The 24,056-nt window shown below is 49.1% G+C and carries 19 protein-coding genes; 18 read left to right on the top strand and 1 reads right to left on the bottom strand.

What is annotated here, in order from left to right:
* The first annotated feature begins 109 nt into the window (after positions 1-109).
* From ACXAGL_RS04400 to ACXAGL_RS04375, 6 genes are all read left to right on the top strand, one after another.
* Positions 110-247, top strand: a complete 138-nt coding sequence (locus ACXAGL_RS04400) for an anti-repressor SinI family protein (RefSeq protein ID WP_474969665.1) — start codon at positions 110-112, stop codon at positions 245-247.
* 81 nt (positions 248-328) lie between these two features.
* Positions 329-1,522, top strand: a complete 1,194-nt coding sequence (locus ACXAGL_RS04395; RefSeq protein WP_474990108.1) for an AraC family transcriptional regulator — start codon at positions 329-331, stop codon at positions 1,520-1,522.
* A gap of 224 nt (positions 1,523-1,746) precedes the next feature.
* Complete coding sequence (locus ACXAGL_RS04390) at positions 1,747-1,989, top strand: helix-turn-helix domain-containing protein (RefSeq protein ID WP_474969663.1); 243 nt, start codon at positions 1,747-1,749, stop codon at positions 1,987-1,989.
* Between the two features lie 21 nt (positions 1,990-2,010).
* Entirely contained in the window at positions 2,011-2,160 is a 150-nt protein-coding gene (locus ACXAGL_RS04385; RefSeq protein WP_474990106.1) for an anti-repressor SinI family protein, read from the top strand.
* On the top strand, positions 2,150-2,707 hold the full coding sequence (locus ACXAGL_RS04380; protein WP_474990104.1) for a hypothetical protein: 558 nt from the start codon (positions 2,150-2,152) through the stop codon (positions 2,705-2,707). Before ACXAGL_RS04385 ends, ACXAGL_RS04380 begins: the two co-directional genes overlap by 11 nt.
* Before the next feature lie 560 nt (positions 2,708-3,267).
* Entirely contained in the window at positions 3,268-4,359 is a 1,092-nt protein-coding gene (locus tag ACXAGL_RS04375; RefSeq protein WP_474990102.1) for a glycosyltransferase family 4 protein, read from the top strand.
* A gap of 614 nt (positions 4,360-4,973) precedes the next feature.
* On the opposite strand, the gene ACXAGL_RS04370 is transcribed toward ACXAGL_RS04375, so the two are convergent.
* The gene (locus ACXAGL_RS04370; RefSeq protein ID WP_474990100.1) at positions 4,974-5,990 is read right to left on the bottom strand and encodes a GNAT family N-acetyltransferase; all 1,017 of its coding nucleotides are present in this window, start codon (positions 5,988-5,990) and stop codon (positions 4,974-4,976) included.
* 411 nt (positions 5,991-6,401) lie between these two features.
* Here ACXAGL_RS04370 and ACXAGL_RS04365 point away from each other — a divergent pair, with 411 nt between their 5' ends.
* The 12 genes from ACXAGL_RS04365 (at position 6,402) to ACXAGL_RS04310 (ending at position 24,005) form a co-directional block, all read left to right on the top strand.
* On the top strand, positions 6,402-7,679 hold the full coding sequence (locus tag ACXAGL_RS04365) for a nucleotide sugar dehydrogenase (protein WP_474990098.1): 1,278 nt from the start codon (positions 6,402-6,404) through the stop codon (positions 7,677-7,679).
* A 15-nt stretch (positions 7,680-7,694) separates the two neighbouring features.
* A complete protein-coding gene (locus ACXAGL_RS04360; RefSeq protein WP_474990096.1) occupies positions 7,695-8,405 on the top strand; it encodes a WecB/TagA/CpsF family glycosyltransferase in 711 nt (236 codons plus the stop codon).
* A 592-nt stretch (positions 8,406-8,997) separates the two neighbouring features.
* Positions 8,998-11,211 carry a cell wall-binding repeat-containing protein gene (locus ACXAGL_RS04355; protein ID WP_474990094.1) on the top strand — a complete coding sequence of 738 codons (2,214 nt, stop codon included), beginning with the start codon at positions 8,998-9,000 and terminating at the stop codon, positions 11,209-11,211.
* A 38-nt stretch (positions 11,212-11,249) separates the two neighbouring features.
* On the top strand, positions 11,250-12,158 hold the full coding sequence (locus tag ACXAGL_RS04350; protein ID WP_474990092.1) for a hypothetical protein: 909 nt from the start codon (positions 11,250-11,252) through the stop codon (positions 12,156-12,158).
* Positions 12,159-12,182: 24 nt separating this feature from the next.
* A complete protein-coding gene (locus ACXAGL_RS04345; RefSeq protein ID WP_474990090.1) occupies positions 12,183-14,549 on the top strand; it encodes a cell wall-binding repeat-containing protein in 2,367 nt (788 codons plus the stop codon).
* Between the two features lie 500 nt (positions 14,550-15,049).
* Positions 15,050-16,576, top strand: a complete 1,527-nt coding sequence (gene murJ, locus ACXAGL_RS04340) for a murein biosynthesis integral membrane protein MurJ (protein ID WP_474990088.1) — start codon at positions 15,050-15,052, stop codon at positions 16,574-16,576.
* Entirely contained in the window at positions 16,573-17,460 is an 888-nt protein-coding gene (locus ACXAGL_RS04335; protein WP_474990086.1) for a PIG-L deacetylase family protein, read from the top strand. Before murJ ends, ACXAGL_RS04335 begins: the two co-directional genes overlap by 4 nt.
* A 25-nt stretch (positions 17,461-17,485) precedes the next feature.
* Entirely contained in the window at positions 17,486-18,928 is a 1,443-nt protein-coding gene (locus ACXAGL_RS04330; RefSeq protein WP_474969651.1) for an O-antigen ligase family protein, read from the top strand.
* A gap of 15 nt (positions 18,929-18,943) precedes the next feature.
* Positions 18,944-20,035: a glycosyltransferase gene (locus tag ACXAGL_RS04325; RefSeq protein ID WP_474990084.1), complete on the top strand. Its 1,092-nt coding sequence runs from the start codon at positions 18,944-18,946 to the stop codon at positions 20,033-20,035.
* Positions 20,036-20,243: 208 nt separating this feature from the next.
* A complete protein-coding gene (gene zwf, locus ACXAGL_RS04320) occupies positions 20,244-21,695 on the top strand; it encodes a glucose-6-phosphate dehydrogenase (protein WP_474970439.1) in 1,452 nt (483 codons plus the stop codon).
* A gap of 31 nt (positions 21,696-21,726) precedes the next feature.
* Positions 21,727-23,139 carry an NADP-dependent phosphogluconate dehydrogenase gene (gene gndA / locus ACXAGL_RS04315; protein ID WP_474990082.1) on the top strand — a complete coding sequence of 471 codons (1,413 nt, stop codon included), beginning with the start codon at positions 21,727-21,729 and terminating at the stop codon, positions 23,137-23,139.
* Positions 23,140-23,552: 413 nt separating this feature from the next.
* A complete protein-coding gene (locus ACXAGL_RS04310; protein ID WP_474990080.1) occupies positions 23,553-24,005 on the top strand; it encodes an RDD family protein in 453 nt (150 codons plus the stop codon).
* Positions 24,006-24,056: the final 51 nt, after the last annotated feature.

Below are 24,056 nucleotides of genomic sequence, written 5' to 3'. Positions count from 1 at the left end.
TTAAAAACATATGAATTTTTTTCAAATGTGGTGGCGTATAATCCATTATAATAGGTTTATACTTACAGGATTAGGAAAAGAAGAACCGGGAAACGGGGAGGTTAACAAGATGAAAGCGATGCCTAAAGATCGTCTGCTGGATGATGAGTGGATCGACTTGATACAGGAAGCGAAAGCTTTAGGCCTGAGTAAGGAAGAAGTAGAAAATTTCCTGCGCGGCGGAACGGAACTGTATAAACTAGTATAACACCCTTTATTTTTCAAGGGTGTCTTTTTTTTTGCCTCCCATTATAATGAGTATATAGTAGTAGTTGGAAGGAGGGTCGGCATGAAAAATTTTGAAATGATCAATCTGCTCAAAGACTGTGCCATTGCATTCAATATACCAGTCCATTTAATCGATCGAAAGAACACAGCCATCTTTCAATATCCTGACACTTTTCTTAAACCACCGGAAGAAATTCTGGAAACCCGCCATCCATATCTTCAGGAAGCAATGAAGATGCCCGGCACCCTGCACCTGCTGAAGGATCCTTTTAACCAGTATGCTTTTTTTTATGCGTATGAAAATCCACAGAAGGAAACCGTGGTCGCCCTGCTCGGTCCATTCCTCCATGAAATATCGGACTATAAAGAGGTCCAGCTGAGTTTGATTATGAATGATCTTTCCTCCTCTCTCGCAGAGGAATTTGCCGGATACATGGATCATCTGCCGGTAAGGACGCCGAAGGAACTGGCATCCATCCAGCGCGTCTTACAGCATGTGCTGCCAGGGAAAAAGGAAAAAGAGAAGAAAGGTCCAACAGAGCCTGATCTTCTGCATCATTATGAAGAATATGCGGCATCGCTTGAATCCTACCCGGATACGGTGGCGTCGAAGCAGGAATTCATGGAACGTTTCAAACGTGGGGAAAAACAGGCAGTGGAAGCGTATTATGCATTGATGGACAATAACCTCTCTCATATAAAAAATCATGTGCGTTCCTTTAAAAACCATCTGATCCGTCTGGTTACGGAATTGAGCCTTCTTTGTGTAGAAAAAGGAGCGCAGCCGGATGAAACAGGGTCATTAAGTGATTTCCATATCAGTTTTCTGGAGACGAAAGAGACCGTCGAGGAACTGGAAGGATTAGAATCTATCATTCTTCGTTCGTTCCTGGAAAGAATCCAGGGGGTGGGGAGGCAGTCCTTTTCTCCGTTGGTGGAGCGCGCACAGAAATATATTTTCCAAAACCTGACGAAAGATTTGACGTTAAAGGAAATTGCGGAAACATTGAACGTCAATCCGAATTATTTATCCGGCGTCTTCACAAAAGAAACCGGCGTATCGATCACCCAGTTCATCAATCAGCAGCGGATTACCGAAGCGAAAGAGCTCTTATGCATCACAGAGCATTCGCTTATGGATATCAGTATGCTGCTCGGCTACAACAGCCAGAGTTATTTCACAAGGGTTTTCAAAAGTGTGGAAGGGATTGGTCCGAAAGAATTCCGGCAGAAATATCGAATAAAGGAAAAGTAATCAGCTGATCCAGTTTCAGCTGATTTTTTGTGAGGAATTGTTCTTAAAAACGGACTATTTGTGAGTATATAGAAGATACAGGCAGGAATGTGCGGGATATATGTTCTTTATAATGAAAAATGGTTGTTTATTTCCATTGGAACAGCGTTTATAATATTCTTAATAACGAACAAAAAGATAGGTTAATTATGTCAGGAGTCATCTGACGATGGAAGGTGAGGTAGGTGGAAGTGACGCCGATTGGTGAAAAAATCCGTATCCTGCGCACCGGCAGAGGTTTATCTGTCAACGAGTTTGCCAAACGTTCTGGTGTATCCAAATCGTATATCAGCAACATTGAAAGAGGGGTACAGAAGAACCCTTCCTTAATCGTGATGGGAAAACTCGCCCGGACGCTGGAGGTACCACTGGAAGAGTTATTAACGCATAAGTATGCCGAAGAAACGGGGAATGGACAGAGCCGATAGCGGACGAAAGGAGACGATCATATGGTGAAACAGGAGGAATACAGAGAATGGGTGGCTTTGATGAAAGAAGCCAGACAGCTCGGTCTGAGTCTGGAGGAGGTCAAGGATTTCCTGGAGAATCCCCGGGTGCCGGAACTTCTCACCGAAGGGACGGGGGACTGTGAAGGGTAAAACCGTCTTCACGAGAGAAGCAGGCTGGCGCAATGTCACAGCGGTTTCCCCGCGTGTCACGGACAAACGCAGAGCCTGCACACTCTCTTCCATAGTGGATCAGTATTCCCAGCTGCTCATCAAGCCTGGATGGGATATCCTTGTGATCAACGGCAGGATAGGAGGGAGACAGAAAGAAACGGTTCTATGGGAAGAATCGTTCATGAAGGCTGTGACGGGGGATGAGTCCCCGCTTTCCTACCTGCAGGCGTCCCTCTGTTATCACCATCTGCTGGAATATACGAACGAGACGTCCGGAGTCATCCCCCAGGCCGTCCTCGACGATAGGTATGCCCGTACACTTGATCTGTTCGGTGCTTGGCCGTTTGGAAAGCAGCTCCGCAGCTTCAATCCACTGTTCTTCTATGATTCTCTTTTTCATCCGGCTGTCGTCTTTTTTACGTACCATCGTGAAGGTGGTGCGGTCATACAGAAACATGTCCATCGTTTCGCTCATGGAAGCTATGAGCTGAAGACATTGACGCGCAGGTGGGCAGCCATTTCTTAACCGGCCTTTATAAAAGGGCCGGTTTTTTTGCGATGTCGAAAGATCAACGGCCTTTTCTACCATTTTCTTCTTTTCATTCTGACAAAAATAGATTATGATGTAACAAAGTATTTTGAATTTTATTGACAGATCATTCCGAGAAACGTAGAAAATACGGGGACGCTTATTCCAAGACGGCATACAGCAGGAAGGGTCCTTACATAATGACCGTCGGAAAAAGGCGTTTGATACCGAACCGTTAAGTAAATAGGAATATATAGGAACATCATGAATGAAAAGGTGGGTCGTATGGAGAATCTTAAAGAAGTGCTGGAGAACATCATCCAGCGGACGGAGAATTCCGAACTGTTATCATCTCAGGAAGTCATCAATCAGCTGATTCAGCAGCTGCAGGAATAGATCGTGTGGAGCATCGCTGAGGACTATGGCGGTGTTTTTCCATGTTCCGGGTTCTACATAAGCTGAGAAAAAAGGCTCACGGGAAAGATAACGGAATCTTCGCGTGCCTGTGATATACTAATACCGACAAGAGTAAACTTACCAAGTAAGCGAGGATCTCTATGAACATTACTGTTGAAATTATCGTAGCGCTGCTGCTGTCGATGGCGGTCAGCTATGCGCTTGTATTCCCTGTTATGAAGTTAGCTGTTAAATGGAAAATGATGGACTATCCGGAGCTGCGGAAGATCCATAAAGAAATCACTCCGCGTATGGGCGGGCTGGCAATCTTTGGAGGAGCAGCCGCCGGCATGCTGTTTATCCGCCCGGATATGCCGTATATAGGGCCGATCATCATCGGAGCGTTCATTATCGTCTTGACCGGATTATTGGACGACCGCTATCAGATACGGCCGATCTTCAAGCTTGGCGGCCAGGTGGCTGCTGCGGCTGTTTTGATCTTTTCCGGTTTGAAAGTGGACGTGCTTAGTATTCCGTTCATCGGGATGGTCTCCCTGAGTGATCCGATCAGCATCATCTTTACGTTTCTATGGATCATCGGTATTACCAATGCCATCAACCTGATTGACGGTCTGGATGGACTGGCGGCCGGTGTATCGACTATATCCTTGATCAGCATCGCGGTGATGGCACTTGCCATTGAACCGCAGATTTCCATTGTCTATTTATGTATAGTTCTGATCGGAAGCAACATCGGGTTTTTGTTCCACAACTTCAACCCTGCCTCGATTTACATGGGGGACACAGGATCCCTGTTTTTAGGTTATTCCATGGCCGTCATTTCCATGGTCGGTCTGTTCAAGAACGTGACATTGTTCAGCTTTGTCATTCCGATCATCGTTCTTGCTGTGCCGGTGTTTGATACGTTGTTCTCGATTTTGCGGAGAATGATCAACAAGCAGAAGATTATGATGCCGGATAACAAACACATCCATTATCAAATTCTTGCCGCCGGCTTCAGCCACAGGGCAACGGTTCTGATCATTTATGCCTTCAGTGCCTTATTCGGCCTGCTGGCGCTCTTATTTTCGCTGACATCCTTCGGGATATCGCTGATCATCACGTTCGTCCTTTTGTTCCTGCTTCATCTTTTTGCAGAAATGACAGGCGTCGTCTACCGCGGCAAGCGGCCGATCATCGGTTTGTTTTCGAAAAAGGAACGCGAAAAAAACAAAGACAAAGAGAAAGCATAATAAAAAACAAGGCTGTCGAGACTTTATCGACAGCCTTGTTTTTTTTTCTGATTTCTTTTTTTCACCTTGTTCATTTGTTATCCTATAAAAATTGTAACTATAGAAGAGCTTGTCCCGGAAAATCACTTACTCCGTCATAGGTTTCTCTTTTAGCTCCCGAAAAAGTCAGGCCTGCTATTCTGAAGACAATGGACGTCCTTCCCTGGATCCTCTTGTATGATTCAAAATGATGTGCATCGGGTTATTTTATGGCATCCGTTCCGAACGTGAGTTTCAACGGCAGATTCAAAAAAACGGCTGCTTATGGATGATTCTTAAGGTTGTACTTCACGGACTCCTTCCACAATATGAAAAAATCTTTCCTCCATCCAGCAGAGGTGAGCGGGGTGAAGGAGAGTCATTTTCGATGATAAAGAATTCCTAAGGAGCGGTGCCCCTTTCACTCCTGCGGAAGAACGAGTGGGCCGAGATCGCCGAGCGTGGGTTTTGCGAGGAAGCTCGGTCGCTCGTCCGCGGAAAGGGAAGGGGCTTTCGCTCCTGGCGGTAAGAAAAAAGCTTGTAAAGAAACAGAGGTTTCTCTACAAGCTGAGGAGCAGCGGCTTCCCTTGCTTTCTTTAATAGGAATCGACATCTCCGGGTGTGATGAACCATTTATCCGGGTCATTCATGTCGGTATTGTCCGATTCGATTTCTTTTCCGACGAGCGGCATCGGACTGTCTTTATGGACGAATCCATTCTTTTTCATCAGATGAGCCGGCATCATCGACGGCAGAGCCCATGACTGGACGACATCCGCTTCCCTCAGGACATTGAGAGCTTCTTCAAGGAGAGCCCGCCAGGCGTCATCATCGACCGCCAGCCAGTCGACGATCATCCCGTTACGGAAGCGTCCTTCTTTTTCATGCGTAATGACGAACCCTTGCAGCTGTCCATGCTTATAGAGGGCGGTCATCTTATAGGGATGGACAGGATGGTCGAAGTAGCGCCAGTTCAAGTACGCGGCATCACGAACGACGAGTCCGTCCGCCGTATGTTTCGTCTCTTCAGCCAGGTTATCGAACGCTTCGTCGCACCGGGTGATCCGTTTCACCTCATAGCCGTGCGGTGCTTTTTTCGACTGCCGGAACATTCCATATACACGGTCCAGCGGCTTGAGGACTTTTAATGGGGACAGCTTGGAAGCGAGCAGGCTGACAGGCTTCTGCACATACATCCAGCGCGGCATATCCGTCAGATGGCTCGCACCAGTGTAGCGCAGGAATAATTCCTTCGCTTTCGGGGCAGGAAAACCATACAGGTATGTGATGCCGGCTTTGCGTCCTTCTTCGATCAAGGCGTCATTCAAGTGTTTGTAGATGCCTTTGCCGCGGGCATCGGGATCCACCATCGTGTCGACACGGACACCGACCGTTTCGACGCATCCTTTGATGTAGGCGCTCATCAGCCATAAGCTGATGTGGCCGAGGATCTTCCCGTTTTCCTCGAAGACGAGGATGAAGGGTTCTTTATGTTTAGGGTTTTGTTTGAATTTCCATTCCCAGGCGTCAAGAGGACGCTCCTGGTGGAAGGTCTTTTGGAAAAGGGTCTGAATCTGGGATTCATCGCCTGGTTGATAACGGCGGACTGCCATAATGCTTCTTTCCTTTCCGTATAAAAAAATACTTCCCAAAGTATAACAAAGAACGCCCATGGATGGCAGAAGGTCTCTGTTACAAGTTCGTGACGTTTCATTAAATCCCGATGGCATTCAAGCGACATTTTTATCTCAAGATAGAACTCTGTCATAAAATCAGCTATAATGGAAGGTAATGTCATGGAACGTTTGACCGTGTACGGCTGACGGGTATTAGATGATGTCGAAAGCATTGCATAAACAGGTTCTCACCCCTCTCCATCACCGGCAGACGTCATAAAGATAGGAAGTTGTCGAATGATATAAGGAGAAGGGCTGCGGAATCATTCAAAAAATACATGATAAAACAATAGATCTAAGGAACCGCATCTTGATTATGGATGGGCCAGAGAAAGGGAGTATTGTTGTATGAAGAAGTCACTATGTGTAGTCGGATTAGGATATATTGGTCTTCCTACATCCGTCATGTTCGCCATTCACGGGCACAAAGTGCATGGAGTTGATGTGAATCAGAAAGCTGTCGACATGATTAATGCCAAGCAGCTTCATATAGAAGAGAACGGTCTGCAGGAACGCCTGGAGGAAGCGGTTGACGCCGGTAACTTCAAAGCGGCGGTGGAGCCGGAAGAGGCCGATGTTTTCATCATCGCCGTCCCTTCCCCGATCCGCGAAGATAAAACCGCCAACCTCGATTATGTACGTAAAGCGACAGAGGCGATTGTCCCTTACGTACGCGAAGGCAACCTTGTCATTTTGGAATCCACCGTTCCTCCACGTACCGTCGAAGACGTGATGCTTCCGGTCCTTAAGGACACCGGTCTTGAAATCGGAACTGATTTGTTCGTTTCCCATTCCCCGGAGCGCGTCATTCCAGGGAAGGTCTTCCAGGAGCTGGTCGAAAACGACCGGATCGTCGGCGGAATCAATGAAAAATCCTCCGAAATGACGAAGGATCTTTACCGTTCTTTCGTTAAAGCGAATATCCACTTGACGGATGCGACAACAGCGGAAATGGCCAAGGTCATTGAAAATACGTACCGCGATGTGAACATTGCATTTGCCAATGAGCTCGCCTTGATCAGCGACCAGATCGGTGTCAACGCATGGGAAGCCATCAAGCTTGCCAACTATCACCCGCGTGTGAACATCCATACACCCGGCCCGGGTGTCGGCGGTCACTGTATAGCTGTGGATCCTTGGTTCCTTGCTGAAATCCAGCCGGATCTTTCCCAGATGATCCAGCTGTCCCGGAATACGAACGATAACATGCCGGTGTACACAGCCAATCAGATCGAGAAGCTGATGAAGGACCAGTTCATTCAGGATCCGAAAGTGGCCTTGTTCGGCTTGTCCTTTAAAGCGAACATCGATGACCAGCGTGAAAGTCCGTCCTTGAAAGTGATTCTTGAGCTCGTTGAAAAAGGAATCAGCTTCAAGACGTTCGATCCGCATATTAAAGAAAACGTCGCCTCCAACCAGACACAGGATATGGATGAAGCGCTTGATGGTGCCGATATCCTTGTCATTCTGACGGATCACGATGAATTCAAGAAGCTCGACCCAGCCTACATCAAGAGTAAGATGAACAACCGCGTCGTTTATGATACGAAGAACGCCCTGAACCTCGATAACTGGACAGAAGCCGGTTTTATCGCCAAGCGTCTGGGTGACTCCAAAAACGGATAAAGATCAGGTGAAATCATGAAGGAAAAGTTTTTAGGTGTAGACGTCAGCAGCCACTCGTACGAGCAGCTGAAGCAGAATGTATTGGATGATATCAATGAAAAGCGCCAGTCTTTCATTGTGGCGATCAATCCGGAAAAGATATTAAAAGCCCAGGAAGATCAAGATTTAAAGGCGCTTTTGAACAAAGCGACGTACCAGATTCCCGACGGTGTCGGCGTTCTTCTGGCTTCCAAGCTGAACAAAGGCGGTATCAAGGAACGTGTGACAGGAATTGATATGCTGCTTACCCTTTGCGAGCAGGCTGCAGACAACGAAAAGTCCGTCTTTCTTTACGGGGCGAAACCCGGCGTTGCAGCGGAAGCGAAGGAAAAGCTCATCGAGCAGTATCCGAACCTCCACGTTGCCGGTGTACTGGACGGTTATGAAAAAGATGAACAGAAGGTCATCCAGACGATCAATGAGTCTGGTGCCGATATTCTATTTGTAGCCCTTGGCAGCCCACGCCAGGAGTATTGGATCGTCGATCATATGAAAGAGCTCAATGTCAGCATTTTCCAAGGTGTCGGCGGCTCCTTCGATGTCATTTCCGGCCGCGTCAAGCGCGCCCCGGCGCTTTTCCAGCGTTTCGGTGTGGAATGGCTCTACCGGCTGATTTCTGAGCCGTGGCGGATTAAACGCCAGATCCGCCTTCCATTGTTTCTGCTGAAGGTATGGAGAGATAAGTAAAAAGAAAAAGCAGCGGTGCTTGCACCGCTGCTTTTTTATGTGGACGGATTTCGTGATGATGGAAGCAGGGGGCTTTCATCACCGTTAGAAAAAAGGGGAGGTGGAAGTAGTTCAATCCTTCTATGAGATTTCTGTTACTTTTGAACTTAAAAAGTTAAAATTGCGCAAAGATACGCCGAGGTATGTTGTTTGCCGTCGAATCCTCTTATATAATGAACATATTATTCTCGTAGAGGCTTATTTTGGAAATACATAGAGAATCATGTAGAAATTTTTCGGAATTTCTTCCCGAATATTTAACCCTTTCGACAAATAAGCCGATATACAAACTACCGGCACGTATTCATCCATCGGATCGAATGACCATGAAAGTTTGCATCATTAGACACACTACTGCCCTATTGACTATATACCCGACTAAACAAACCAGCAAACCTACCATTATATACGATTGAATCACACTTTCTATGGGATCAGAGCCAAAACAAAAGGAGGGGACTGCTCCGCTAAAATCGCTGCATGAAACCATATATCACTGTCCGTCCACTTTAGACTCTAGCTATCTATGATTCATATTATGCAGGAGGTTCATATGAAAAAAACACATATAGGCGGCTTCTTTTTGCTGTTCGCACTTTTTGTCATTTACCCGGCCCAGGCACAGGCTGAAAAAACAGTTATCCTTGATCCGGGTCATGGAGGAAGGTTCTCCGGAACGACCGGATATTCCGGTATATCCACGGGTTATTATGAGAAGCACTTCAATTTGGAAATGTCCAAAGAAATTAAGGAAGAGCTCGAGGATGCCGGCTACGACGTACATATGACACGCACAGATGACAGCCATTTTGCCTGGAATCTGCACGATGATCTGCAGGCTCGTCTGGATATCGCCCACGACGCGGTGAATGGAAACAATGATAACTCAATCTTTTTATCTGTGCACTCGAATGCACTTCCATCCAACCCGTATATGAGAGGGTATGAAACCTATTTCTTTGATATTGATGAAGGGATTAACAAGACCTATCCGCCATCCGAGGAGCAGATCGAATATTCACCGGAAAGTAAGCGTCTGGCTTACACCGTCCATGAAAACATTCTTGATGGAGCCCCGTTGAAAGAAGGGCGCGGCCTTGTCCCATCCGACTTGTATGTTACACGGAACGCCCACATGCCGGCAGCTCTTTTAGAGTTCGGTTACATGTCCAACCCGGATGAAGAAGCCCTGATTAAAACATCGTCCTTCCAGCAGAAAGCGGCGGAGGCTGTCGTTGACGGTGTCAATGCCTATTTCCAAGTGTATGAAGTGTACGACATGGACGGCGAACGGCTTGAAATCTTTTATGATCAACAGGACGCGATCGATTACGCCAAAGACGAAGCCAACGTCTATGTTCTTGATAAGTACACGCAGGAAAAAGTCTATGATAATACGAAAAAACGGTATGGCGCTTATCATTCCAACCAGTCTTCTGTAACGAAGCTGTTCGTGAAAAAAGAAGACGCCATCGACTATGCCGATGACTGGAAGAATATGCGCGTCGTTGATAACGAAGAAGGCGAAGTCGTCTGGAGCAACTACTTGGACAAAAACTATGTCGTCGAGCATTCCAACAAAGGGGCCCTGTACGAATCCTACAACCTTGATGATGCTGTCACTTATGCGGTGAAGTGGAAAAACACATCTGTTTTGGATCAAGCCCAGGACGAAGTGATCTGGAGCAACTATCTGGATAAAGACTACACGGTTTCCCATTCTGACAAAGGTGATCTGAAATCCTTCTACCGCGAACAGGAAGCGGTCGCCTATGCCGAGCAGTGGAAGAACACGAAGGTAATGAACGATGGAGATGTGGTCTGGTCCAATATGGATGACAGCTACAACTATTCGTTTGAAACGAACGTACTTGCCGGTAAAGACCGGATGAAGACAGCGATTGAAGTGTCCAAGCAGCTGTATCCGAATGGGCTGGACGGAGAAAAAACGGTCGTCCTTGCGACAGCGTTTGAGTTCGCCGATGCCTTGTCTGCCGGTCCGCTCGCTGCTCAGTATGACAACGCTCCGATTCTGTTGAACCGTGACGATGAACTCAGTGACGATGTGAAACAGGAACTGCAGCGGCTGAATACGAAAAACGTCGTTATTCTGGGCGGGACGAACGCCATCTCTGAAGGCATTGAAAAAGAGCTGAAGCAGAGCTATAACGTCGACCGCATCTCAGGATCCACGCGTATCGAAACGAATCTTGAAATCAATGAAAATCTGAAAGGCGCAGAAGGTGTGTTTGTTGCATCAAGCACCAGCTTCCCCGATGCACTGGAAGCCTCTTCTGTCGCAGCAGCCAATGGCTGGTCCATCGTTTTGACAGGAGAAGATGAAATCAGCAGCGACAGCTTGAAGTACTTGACCGGGAAAGAAGTCGTGATTCTCGGCGGAACCGCTGTAGTTTCTGAAGATGTTGAAAAACAGCTTGTTGAGGCGAACGGAGCGGATCGTGTGGAGCGTCTGTCCGGAGCGACCCGTTATGAAACCGTTGCGGCTGCACTCAAGTACTTCCAGGATGACATGAATTCCGATACAGTCCTTGCGGCGACAGGGAAGAACTACCCGGATGCGTTAACAGCTTCGGCGCTGTCCGCGAGAACGTCCGCACCCCTCGTACTCGTTGGGGACAAGCTGAACCCTGAGCTTGAAAAACAACTCGATCTATACGGCGGGGAAAACGTCGTCGAACAGCTTCAAGTCATCGGAGCTGTCGTAGATGAGGACAGCCAGAAACAAATCGCTGACCACTTAAACTAAATCAATCAGTACTTTTTTGAACAAAGGAGAGGGATTGGATGAAGAAACTAAGCTTTATCGCCCTGTTCTTTGTTCTTCTGCTTTCAGCCTGTTCCGGCACCGATGTCGACCAGGCTGAACAGCTGGAAGAACCAGAGAACAGTGAAACGGAACCAACGGAAGAAGAGACCCTATCAGAAGAAACCTCGTCAGAAGAAACCCCTTCAGAAGATACGGAGGAAGAAGCAGAACCTTCTGAAGAGGAACAGACGGAAGAGGCTCCTGTAGAAGAAGAGACTGCAAAAGAAGAAGCGCCGACCGAAGAGGAATCTGACGTTGAAGAAAAGGATCCATCAGAGGAAACCGCTGCAGAGGAACCGACAGAAGAAGAACAGCCGGAAGAAACGACGGATGAAGACGAAGATACTGTCTCTTCCGCATCCGATGACTCGGAAGAAACTGAGGAAGCAGGCTCCTCCGCCGGTCTGAAGGCGTACATGCCGAAAGGGCCGATGACGAAAACATTCACACAGAACGAAGATTACAAAGTGAAACATGAAGTGGTGGATGTGAACGACCGCTTCGTCCAGCAGATTGTGACGTTCGGAGACATGGTGACCCTGCAGATTCTTGAATTCACAGAAGGCAGAATTGCTGTTGTCTACCAGGAGTCCAACCCGGAGGATACGTCCAGTCAGCTTGATTCATTTGAAGCGCATGAAACGATTGATGTTCTTGTTGATGCCACCGGCAGCTCCGCGAACTTCCAGATTCTTGATGAAGCTCAGACGACTGCTACGCCTTATGGAAAATTTGAAAATGTGTTCGTTGTTCAACGAACGTCCGGTTCCAAGGTGACATCGATGTACCACTATGCCCCTGAGTACGGCCTGATCCGTGAAAAGGTCGAGGACAAAGGGGACAACGGCTATACGATGACATCAGAACTGACGGAGATTCAGGAATAAAAAACGATAAAAGGACGGATGAGTGTGAAAAGACTATTAACTTGCATTTCTGCTTTTCTATTGGCCTGCCTGACCGCCCCAGCCTTTGTTAGTGCAGAAGATTCCAACACATGGGTCGTCGAGGAGAGCGAAGCTTCCTTTGAAATCAATGACTCTGTGACCGCTGACGTTGAAAACAAAGAACTTGAAACGAACCTTTCTGTAACCAAAGAAGGGAAAGAACTGCTTGAAGAAACGACACAGCTCAGCACGATTACGGATCTTATCCTTGTTGAAGAAACGCTCGTTGTCGTTTATCGCGCCGACGGGTCAGCTCAAAGTTTGTTCTTTGATGCGTACAACTTGTCTAATGGAAAGAAAGTGTTCGAATCCGAAGCCTATGACCGCTCGACATTCGAACTGTCCGGAGAAGAACTTATGATACAATATCCGATTCTTGATGAAGACAGCATCGATACAGAGCCGGAAGCCCTGGCGGAAGATGCGTTCACGATTGCCGGCGGTGACGTGACGAAAGGGAAAACAGAGGAAAAAATGTCTCTGCAGAACACGGTCACATCTCAAGCCGCGGTCAATGAAAAATATAAGAATCCGAGCTATGCCGAAATCAACCGCATCTTGACCGAAGAAGCCGAAAATTTCGATATTCCCCCGGAAATAGTCAAAGCGATTGCCTATCAGGAAAGTGGCTGGCAGCAGTACTGGGATCCGGGCCGCACGCCTGTCACCCATTATCAAAATTCCTGTACGCCTTCAAAAACACGAGGAATTGCCTGGGACGGAACGAACCTGAAGCTTGGTTATGACTGTATCGGAATTGGCATCATGCAGGTGTCCGACTACCGCTTCATTGAGAACGACCAGGAAAGAAAAGAAGAAGTCTACAAGCTTTCCACTGATATCCGCTACAACATTCGTGAAGGGCTGAAGATTCTTGAGTCCAAGTGGAACTATGCCAACTACGATCTTATTCCTACGGTCAATGACGGCGACCGTGATGTGATTGAAAACTGGTATTTCGCTATTTTAGCTTATAACGGCATTTCCGAGCGTAACAACCCGATTACGAACGGGTATATTGCCTATCAGGAAAAGATTTATGACCGCATGCGCAACTATGGATTGTTTAACGTCACCCCATTCCCGACGCACAAGCTGAACCCTTATCAAGACGGCATCATGCGTTTTGAAGAAAGCAACGTGGAAACAACCGGACCTCTTCATACGACGAAGCATGATTTCGGGACGGGGGAAAAAGTTTACGTAACCGCAGGAAGTCTGAATGTGCGCAAAGCACCAAACAGTACAGTTGTCACAAGCCTGAAACGCGGCGAGCAGGTCACAGTGACCGGCGCCCCGGTCGGCTATGACAGCAACACCCAGCACTGGGCATGGTACCCGGTGAAAACGACAAGCGGGAAAACCGGCTATGTCGCCTCCAGCTACCTGTCTGCCACCCAGGAGCCGGACAGCTACCGTCTTTCCGGGATCAACCGTTATGAAACAAGTACCGCCCTGTCCAACTACGGCTGGCACTGGAACGAACCGAATGTCGCAGTGATCGGACGCGGGGATCTGCCGATCGACTCCCTGACTGGAAGTGTACTGGCCGCTTATCACAATTCCCCGCTTCTTTTGACACAGACGGACCAGCTTCCGGCAACCGTGGAAAAAGAACTGGAACGTATGGACCCGACGAAGATTTACCTTCTTGGCAGTGAAGGAGCGGTTTCCGCTTCTGTTGAAAACCAGCTGAAGCAGAAATACGGCTCTTCGAATGTCGAGCGCTTGTCCGGAGCCAACCGCTTCGAAACCGCTTATGAAGTGGCCGACGAAGTAGCGGATGAAGTGAACGTCGATGAAATCTTCATCACAACCTCTGATGAAACATCGACCGACGCCCTTTCCATCGCCCCATATGCCGGGGATGAGAACACACCGATCCTTCTGACACTGCCGTACAAGCTTGAAGACAACGTCATCAATTTCATCCGTGAAAACGGCGTGGAAAAAGCGACGATTGTCGGCGGAACAGGGGCTGTCCACCAGACCGTTGAGAACCAGCTGAAAGGTATCGTCGACACGGTCGAGCGTGTGAGCGGACCTGACCGCTACAGCACAAGCGTGCAGATTGCCGAGAAGTACTTCAACGACCACCGCCTGGAAGAGGTGTTCTTCGCCCAAGGGGAGGAAGTCGTCGATGCTCTTGCCGGCTCACCGCTGGCCGCTTCCTACGAAGCACCGATTCTTTTGACGAGAAAAGACAACGTACCATCAACCGTGAAGAATTACTTGAACCATCTGCCGATCAGCCCGGAGAACTACTACCTGGGCGGAAATGCTGCCATTTCCGAAGAGGCCGAGGTGGAGCTGGAAAGTATCCGCCGCTGATATAATAGAAGAAAACCGGCTGTTCCCTTGAGGAGCAGCCGGTTTTTTTGCGTTGGCGGAGGGGGGGGTGCGGGCGGATATCGGTCGAACCGCGGATACATCAGTCAAATCCGCATTATATCGGTCTTATTGCGAATATATCGGTCGCCACCCCTGCGCAGCCACCGCCTTTCATAGCACATATCAACGAAAATCCGCCGATATCAATGATTCTGCGGATATATCAATTATTCTCCGCATTTATCAATGATTATCCGCGTATATCGATTATTCCGCTCATATATCAACGAATCCCACAAAAGATCAACAACCCCCACATCCCCGCCGATCCACCTCAACCCCCACCCCACTCAGGTCGCATGAGCTTCTGCCCATATATGGAAAAGATATGACTAGACGATTACGATTCGTTTAAGGTTATGGTAAAATCAACAAGTATGGATTATAGTGTTACATAGCGAAATTTGTTTGATTTTAGCAAACTTGAAAGAGGTATTTGTGTGAAATCTAAATTAGGCTTAGCGAGCATACTGTTTATCGGCGCCACCCTGATCCTGAAGGTCTCCGGACTGATCCGGGACATGGTCATCGCCTACTACTTCGGGGCAAGCTACGTGGCGGATGCGTACCTGGCTGCCTTCATTATTCCGAATATGCTGATATTATTCATGCAGAACGGGATGAAGAATGCGCTCGTTCCGAGTTATATCCAGGCGGCGGAAGAGAAACGCGGCCGCTCGCATCTGGGACAGGTCTTCAAAGGAACCGCCGGACTTGCTCTTGTTCTTTCGATTATCGGAATGGCCATCGCACCAGTGCTGATTCCGCTCTTGTATCCGGATTTCAGTCCGGAAGCGAGTCAGATCGCCATCTGGGTGACGGTCATCTTCTTTGCGTGTATATCGTTCGTCGGCATGAACTCGGTGCTGGAGGCGTTCTTTGACGCGGAAAACAAGTTCTCCCTGTCGATTGTTTCTCAAATCATCGTCATTTTAAGCTCGATTGCCGGTGCATTCCTATTTGCCAACCAGATCGGGGCGTACTCGCTGGCGATCGGTTATGCGGTAGGTACCGTCCTATCCCTCATCTTCAAGGCGTTCATCGTCGTTCCTCAGAAGTCGTTGACGCTGAAAGAGAAATTCGACTGGCCGGAGGTGCGCCAGTTTTACTGGATCTTCCTGCCTGTAGGACTGACGGTTATGGTCGGCCAGGTGAACCTGCTTGTCGGCTCGGTCTTTGCCAGCTACCAGGGCGAGGGAGCGGTCATGTATATCAACACGGCGAAGAACTTCGTGCACATGCCGCAGGCGATCTTCGGGGTGACGATTGCGACGATTATCTTCCCGTTATTATCTAAAGCGATTACAACGAACGATACCGGGCAGTTTAAAAAGGGTATTGAAAAAGGGCTCACAACGATGTACCTCGTGTTGATGCCGTCGATCATCGGCATGATGCTCTTGATGCCGAACTTGATCGAGCTGTTGTATGAAGGCGGTGCCTTTGATAACAAGGCGACCGAAGCCACGACTCAGGTCGCGTATTTCTACTTCGGCTCCGTCCTGTTCTTCAGTCTCAACAACATCATCAACAAAGGCTTTTATACTATGAAAAAGGGCCACCTGATCCTCATGATCAGTGTCGGTTCCATCTTATTGAACGTCGTCTTCAACTTCGTATTTGCCAAATGGCTCGGCTACCTCGGCATCCCGCTTGCGGCATCTGTGATGGCGCTCTTCTATACAGGGGCATGCCTCATCGTTTTCACAAAGCTTGTTGGAGGACTCAACTTCAAGTCCATCCTCATCGATTACGCGAAAATCACAGCCGCAGCCGCGCTTATGACGGGAGCCGTCCTGGCCATCAAACCGCTGATTACAGGACTGCCGAACCTGTTCATTATTATCATCGTCGCCGTTGTCGGCGCGGTTGTCTTTGTCGGAGCCGCTTTTGTTATGAAGTCGGACGCCTTTATGTTTCTACTCCATAATGTTACGAAACGGAAAAAGAAAGGAGCAACGTCATGAGTCGTAAAGAATTATTCATGAACGCGGTGCGTCCGGTCAACGCACCGATGACGAAATTCATCCTCGGCCGTCACTATAACGCAGACCTGATGGCGCTGAAAAATGAACCGGTCCAGAAGGTGCTCGTCCTCGCGCCCCATATGGACGACGAAACGATCGGGCCGGGCGGCACCCTCCGCCAGCACGCCGATCAGGGAGCGGAGGTCCATTGTGTGTTCATCACCGATGGAGCGAGCAGTGTTTCTGAGATGAGTGCGGAGGAGCTGAATGCCAAGCGCCGCCAGGAGATTGACAAGGTCAAAGACATCCTCGGACTGACGGACGTCGCCTACCTCAATCTGCCGGACGGTGGTGTATCAAGCACCCCGGATGCGATTCAATACTTGAAGGAAAGGATCGAAACCCTGAGCCCGGACATCATCTACACGACGCCGTTCATCGATGCGCATACCGATCACAGCGCCACCGCCAAACTGCTCAGTGATACGCTGAAGCGGATGGATAACGTACGCTCGAAAATCCGCATGTATGAAATCAACTGCGCCTTCCCACCGGATTCGATCAACTGCCTCGTCGACACGTCCGAGCAGCATGAGAGGAAAGTGGAGGCGACCGAAGTGTTCGATTCCCAGGCCATCGCTTTTGACGGCTTCCTGGAACTGAACTATTACAAAGGAAAACTGGCGTCTGATCCTGTAGAGACTGCGGAGGCGTTCATCGAATGGGACAAATCCAACTTCGTGAAACACGTCGATGTGCTCGATCAGATGGGCTATGATTTCCCGGAGAAGTTCAAGCAGGTCAACCGTACCGATACACTGCTGTGGGCGATTTTCAAAAACTACGCCATGAAGAAGGATTTGTACCGCAAAACCATCAACTAATCATCATAGAAAAGAGGTGTCCCCCATGCCTATCCCATGGAGAAAACTATACTTCGTGTTCGTCGCGCTTGCGCTTTTCTTCATCGGCGCAGCTCTCGATAACACGGTGATCGATCTACTGATCATGCTGTTCTTCGCCGGCTACGCACTCTTCAAGCCGAAGAACTCGCTTCTGATCTTATTTACGTATTTCCCGATCCGCCCGTTTCTGCTGGAATTCAACCCGGCATTAAAAGGGATCGGCGACATCATCATCTTTGCGCTTTTATTCCGTGTCCTACTCATGTACCGCAAGGATTTAAAAAAGCTGTTCCAGTTCTACTGGTTTGAATACGCCTTTTTCGGCTTCCTTATTGTCGGAGCGGTATCGGCGTACCTGACCGGTGTATCCCTGACAGCGATCATCTTCCAGATCCGCGGCTTCCTGCTGTTTTACCTCGTGTTCTACATAGCAAGAAGGCTGCACATCACGAAGGAAGACATCAACAAGTTTATTCTCACGACGCTGATCATGACCTTCCTGATCTGTATCCACGGCATGGTTGAAAAGCTGTCCCTACGCGGCGTCTTTCTCCCGCAGAGCTGGCAGGATATGCCGCTGTCTGCAACGAACCGGATCCGTATTTACGGAATGACAGGAAACCCGAACGTGCTTGCGTATTACCTGTCCTTTTCCATCATCATCATCATGTATTTCCGCAACCGTTTTACAGGCAAATGGCTGTGGCTCACCTACGTTTCCCTTGCCTGTCTGTTCGGCGTCTGGAGTCTCACGTATTCACGTGGAACATGGATCGCGTTCGCACTTGCGCTTGCGATTTACGTCGTTGTAGCTAGAAAGTGGAACTTCCTGAAGCCGCTGCTCATATCGCTCGCCGCCGGTGTGATTCTTATCGCTGTGCCGGTCAGTATCGGAACGTCGATCGTCGAGAACACCGACTTCGGAAAAGAGAAGAAAGAGAAGCAGTCGCAGTATGACGACAGTGAAGGAAGCTTCAAGGACCGGCTCGGTTCCACGATTGATAAGGAAACGCGCGAGCAGTCGAGCCAGTCCGGACGTATTTGGATTGTCAGCAAAGGCTTTGAAATTTATCTCGATCATCCGATCATCGGAACCGGCTTTGCCACATTCGGTGACGGGGCGACATTGAGCTATGATTCACCGATTTACGATGACTACGGCATCGAGCGGGAGTTCTTCTCGGACAACCAGTACATCCAGATCATCACCCAGACAGGGGCGGTCGGTGTCATTTTATTCGCCATCTTCCTGTTGAACATGCTGTACCACATTTGGAAAAAGCGGAACGAAACGCTGCTCGGTCCGGTGCTCCTCGCTGTTCTGCTTGCGGCCTATGCCGCCGGGATGGTGTACAACATCTGGGAAGGCGATTCGTTCACGATCTTCTACTTCGCCATGCTCGGCTACCTCTTGAATATGCGGCCGGAGCATGAATATGACCTCTAATCGAGGAGGGCGCTTATGAGTAAACGTGTACTCGTCATCAGCAACATGTATCCGAGTCACCGCACACCGACGTACGGCATTTTTGTGAAAAATCAGGTGGAGGCCCTGAAGGAAAAAGGGATCTCCGTTGATACTGCCGTCAACCGTGATAACCGCGGCGGGAAAGGCAACCTGATCCGCAAGTATGTGATCTGGCTTTTGAAAATCCTTGCCCGCTTCATCACGAAAGGGCGGTCGTATGATGTCGTGCATGCGCACTATATCTTTCCGAGCGGCCTGCCCGGGCTGTTGTTCAAAAAGCTATTCAAAACGAAGCTGATCGTCACCTCCCACGGTGGAGATCTCGATCAGATGGCGAAAAAGAGCGGCCTGATCAAGAAGCTGACGAAAAAGATCCTTCATGAAGCCGATCACGTTATCGTTGTCGGCGAGGCTTTGAAATCGGAAGTGATTGACGGCTTTGGAGTCGCGGAAAACAAGGTGTCCCTCATTAATATGGGGGTCGACCGCCGCGTCTTCCAGCCGGTCGACAGTACCGAAGCGAAAAAAGAACTCGGGCTGAACCCGGATCATTTTCACATCCTGTTTGTCGGCAACCATATCAAGGCGAAAGGGCTCACCGAGCTGCTGGAAGCCGTACAGAACATCCAGAAGCAGGATAAACAAGTGGAGCTCCACCTCATTGGAAGCGTCAAAGAAGAACGTTACCTCCAGGAATTGAAAGAGAGCGTCCAGCAGAAAAACAGCTCCCTTATCCATTTTCACGGACCGAAAGACCAGGAGACGGTCGCCACATGGATGGCTGCCGCTGATGTGTTCACCCTGCCGTCCTACATCGAAGGCTTCGGTCTTGTCGCCCTTGAGGCGATGTCGTGCCATACCCCTGTGGTCGGATCGGATGTCGGCGGTCTTTCCTACCTGCTGGCGGATGATCACGGTGTGCTCGTCGAGCCGAAGAGTGTGTCTTCCTTACAGGCCGGCCTGCAGCGGGTGATGGAGGATGAGCTCTTGCGTAAGCGGCTGATCGAGAACGGCGAACAGGCAGCCAAGGAAAGCGATACGGAGCGGCTGTTGAATGAAATCATTGATCTTTACAACCGTGCATAGCCTGCCGGTTTAGATGAACCATAAGGAAGGGAAGCGGGCGACGGCTTCCCTTTTCTTTCACCTCGTTTAAGGTGGATTACTTACATAATCCTCTGACATGTTTTATACTATAGGCGGTGTAAATGAATCGTACAGAGAAACAGGAGGTAACAGGAAAATGGACGAACAAAGCAACCAAAGTCAGCTTGGAATCGATTCCGCTCAGCTTATGGATGATATGACTTTCGTATTATTCGGAGCCAGCGGCGATCTTGCGAAACGTAAAATCTATCCGGCTTTATACAATTTATATGTCGAAGGAAAAATGCCGTCCTCTCTATCTGTCGTAGGCTTAGGCCGCCGGCCGTATTCCCAGGAGGACTTCCGTGAAATCATCAAGGAGTCGCTGTCTACGTTCTCCCGTAGAGAAGCGGATCCATCCCATATGGAAGAGTTTCTGGAAAGCTTCCGCTACTTCATCTTTGACGCAATGGAGCCGCAGTCATACGCCGACTTGAAGGCTTTCATTGAAGAGCGTGAAACCGAGAAATCCATTCCACAGAACCGTCTGTTCTACTTATCTGTGGCGCCGAGCCTTGTCGAGCCGATTACGGCATCGCTTCAGAAGAGCGGCATCACAGAAACCGACGGCTGGAAAAAGCTGATCGTGGAGAAGCCGTTCGGCAGTGACCTGCATACCGCCCGTCACCTGAATGCTGAATTGAGAAAAGCGTTCGATGAAGAAGAAATCTTCCGCATCGACCACTACTTAGGCAAGCCGATGGTGCAGAACCTGGAATCGTTGATCCGTCCGAACCCGATTCTGAAATCCTTGTGGAACCATGACCAGATTGCCAACGTACAGATTACCGCCAGTGAAACCGTCGGTGTCGGTACACGTGCGGGTTATTACGATAAATCCGGAGCGATCCGCGATATGGTGCAGAACCATTTGTTACAATTAGTGATGATGACCGCTCTTCACCACCCGGAAAAGCTGTCCGCCAAGCAAATCGAAGAGAAGAAATCGGCGATCATGCAGGCACTGCGCCCGGTTGATGAGGGCAATATCCAGCAGGATGTCGTCCGCGGTCAGTATGAAGCAGGCGAAGTGGACGCTCAGTCCGTTGTCGGCTATCACGAGGAAGACGGTGTCGAAGAAGGATCCAACAACGACACGTACTTCGCTGCCCGTCTGTACATCGATAACGAATACTGGAAAGGCATTCCGTTCTACATTCGTACCGGTAAGCGTCTTAGCCAGAAATCTACCCGCATCATCATCGAGTTCAAGAACGAAGTCGAGGATGAGCCGGATTCCGAAGGCGCTACATCCAACCTGCTTCTGATTGAAATCAACCCGAACGAAAGCATCGGTCTGCGCGTCAACCTGAAGGATGACGGCAACGAGAAATTCGAACCGGCCTACGTCAACTTCACGAAAAACCTGGATGAGCAGCCGGAAGCGTATGAAAACCTGTTGAATGACGCCATGGCAGGAAATGCGACGTACTTTGCGCACTGGAACGAAGTGGAGCTTTCCTGGCAGTGGATTCAACCGATTCTTGAAGCCTTCGAAGCCGACGAGCTTCCGCTTCACACGTACAACGCTGGATCCCACGGACCGGAAGCAGCGGAGAAACTGCTGAACGAAGACGGCTATACCTGGTGGGAAGTATAAATTACGGATAGAGAAGGGGACTGATTGAAACATGGAGAAACAGAACATCGGTGTCATTGGTTTAGGAGTTATGGGTGCCAACCTTGCCCTGAACATTCAAGATAACGGATATAAAGTATCGGTGTATGACTACTGGACCGACCGTGTCGATGAGCTCGTCCAAAACAAAGAAAACACCGGCAACGTCAGCGGTGCCTACAGTGCCGAGGAATTCGTGGCTTCTTTGGAATCCCCACGCAAAATCCTTATGATGGTCAAAGCCGGCGAAACAACCGACAAAGTGATCGAAAGCCTTGTGCCTCACCTTGATGAAGGCGACATGCTGATCGACGGCGGAAACACGTATTACGAAGATACCGAGCGCCGTGCCGCTTACTTAGAAGAAAAAGGCATCCACTTCATCGGAACCGGCTTCTCCGGCGGAGAGGAAGGCGCGCGCCGCGGTCCTTCCATCATGCCCGGCGGACCGATCGAAGCGTACAAAGAAGTGCAGCCGATCTTTGATGCGATCGCAGCGAACGTTGAAGGTACAGCGTGTGCCGCCTACATGGGACTCGGTGGTGCCGGTCACTATGTGAAAATGGTCCACAACGGTATCGAATACGGGGACATGCAGCTGATCTGTGAAGCGTACTTCATTATGAAGAACGTCCTCGGCCTGTCCGCCCAGGAGCTTCACGAAGTATTCAAAGAGTGGAACGAAGGCGAGCTGGACAGCTACCTGATCGAAATCACGGCCGATATCTTCACGAAAGTAGACGAAGAAACAGGCAAGCCGTTGGTCGAAGTGATCCTTGATACAGCCGGTCAAAAAGGAACAGGAAAATGGACGAGTAAGAGTGCCCTTGATCTAGGTGTACCGCTTCCGATCATTACCGAGTCCGTATTCGCCCGCTTCATCTCTGCGATGAAGGAAGAGCGTGCGAAGGCAAGCAGGTACTTGACCGGTCCTGAAGTGAACTTCACCGGCAACAAGGAAGAAGCGATCGAATCGATCCGCAAAGCGCTGTACATGAGTAAAATCTGCTCCTACGCGCAAGGATTCGCTCAGATGCAGTCCATGAGTGAAGAAAAAGGCTGGGACCTTCAGTACGGCGATATCGCGATGAACTTCCGCGGCGGCTGCATCATCCGTGCGCAGTTCCTGCAGAAGATCAAAGAAGCGTATGACCGTGAAGACCACCTGTCCAACCTGCTTCTGGACCCGTATTTCACAAACATCGCAACAACGTATCAAAAAGAGCTTCGCGAAACGATCGCGCTTGCAATCCAGAACGGTGTTCCAGTACCGGCATTCTCCAGTGCGCTTGCTTACTATGACAGCTACCGCACAGAGAAACTCCCTGCGAACCTGCTTCAGGCGCAGCGTGACTACTTCGGTGCTCACACGTACAAGCGTGTCGATAAAGAGGGAACGTTCCATACGGATTGGATGAATATTTAATAGACGAAAACCCAGGCCAAGCGCCTGGGTTTTTTATGTTGTCGAGATACTATCAACCGTTTACGGCCCCGTATCGCTTATCGGTGGATGCCTGCCGCGGGCCCGGCCTAAGCTGACTTGGTCAAGAAGATCATTTGACCAAGGGGACCTTAGGCTTGTGCTGTTCCCGCAGGCGTCAACACCGAAAGCTCAGCGTAGCATCAACGGCGCCCCATTTAAAAAGAGTGGTTTTCTTTTACTATGAAAAGAATACATAAAAGTGAGGGCTTCCATGTTAGGCCGTCAATAATCCATACCTTTCACATATCCTTAGTTTTCAGTGCCCAGCCCGTCACCGGGGTTTTTGGTGTGTAAATGTGTAAAAATGCATTTTGTGGTATAGAAGAACTATACAAACTTTGGGAGATGAGAGTATGAATGAAAAGATGCCTGCAGGGTTCGGGGTGAGGTTGGGTGCATTGGTTATTGACGGACTTTTAGTAGGTATTGTCATTGCTGCCCTGAACTTTATCATTTTTCAAGGCTTCAATCAGGACAATACTGCTTTTAACTCCATTGCAACTCTCTACTACGTCATCCTGCCAGCGCTATGGGCCGGATATACAATCGGGAAGAAGGCTGTCGGCGTACGGATCGTGAAACAGGATGGCACAGATGTAGGATTCGGCAAGATGATTTTAAGAGAGGTCGTCGGTGGAATTGTCTACGCCGTGACTTTCGGTATTGGAGCGACCGTCAGTGCGTTTATGGTCGGGATCCGCGAAGACAAACGCGCCATTCATGATTTCATCGCCGGCACGTATGTGACGCATCGGGAACCAGGGACATCGGAAGCAGGGCAGGCGGTTGAAAGTTCAAATATATAAAAAAAGGCGTAAGGACTCTTAAAAGAGTCTTACGCTTTTTTTGGGTTTTGA

This window comes from Halobacillus sp. ABA4_118 (assembly GCF_056160205.1).
Note: the sequence above shows the minus strand (reverse complement) of the source record. Positions and strands in the feature narration are given on the sequence as shown.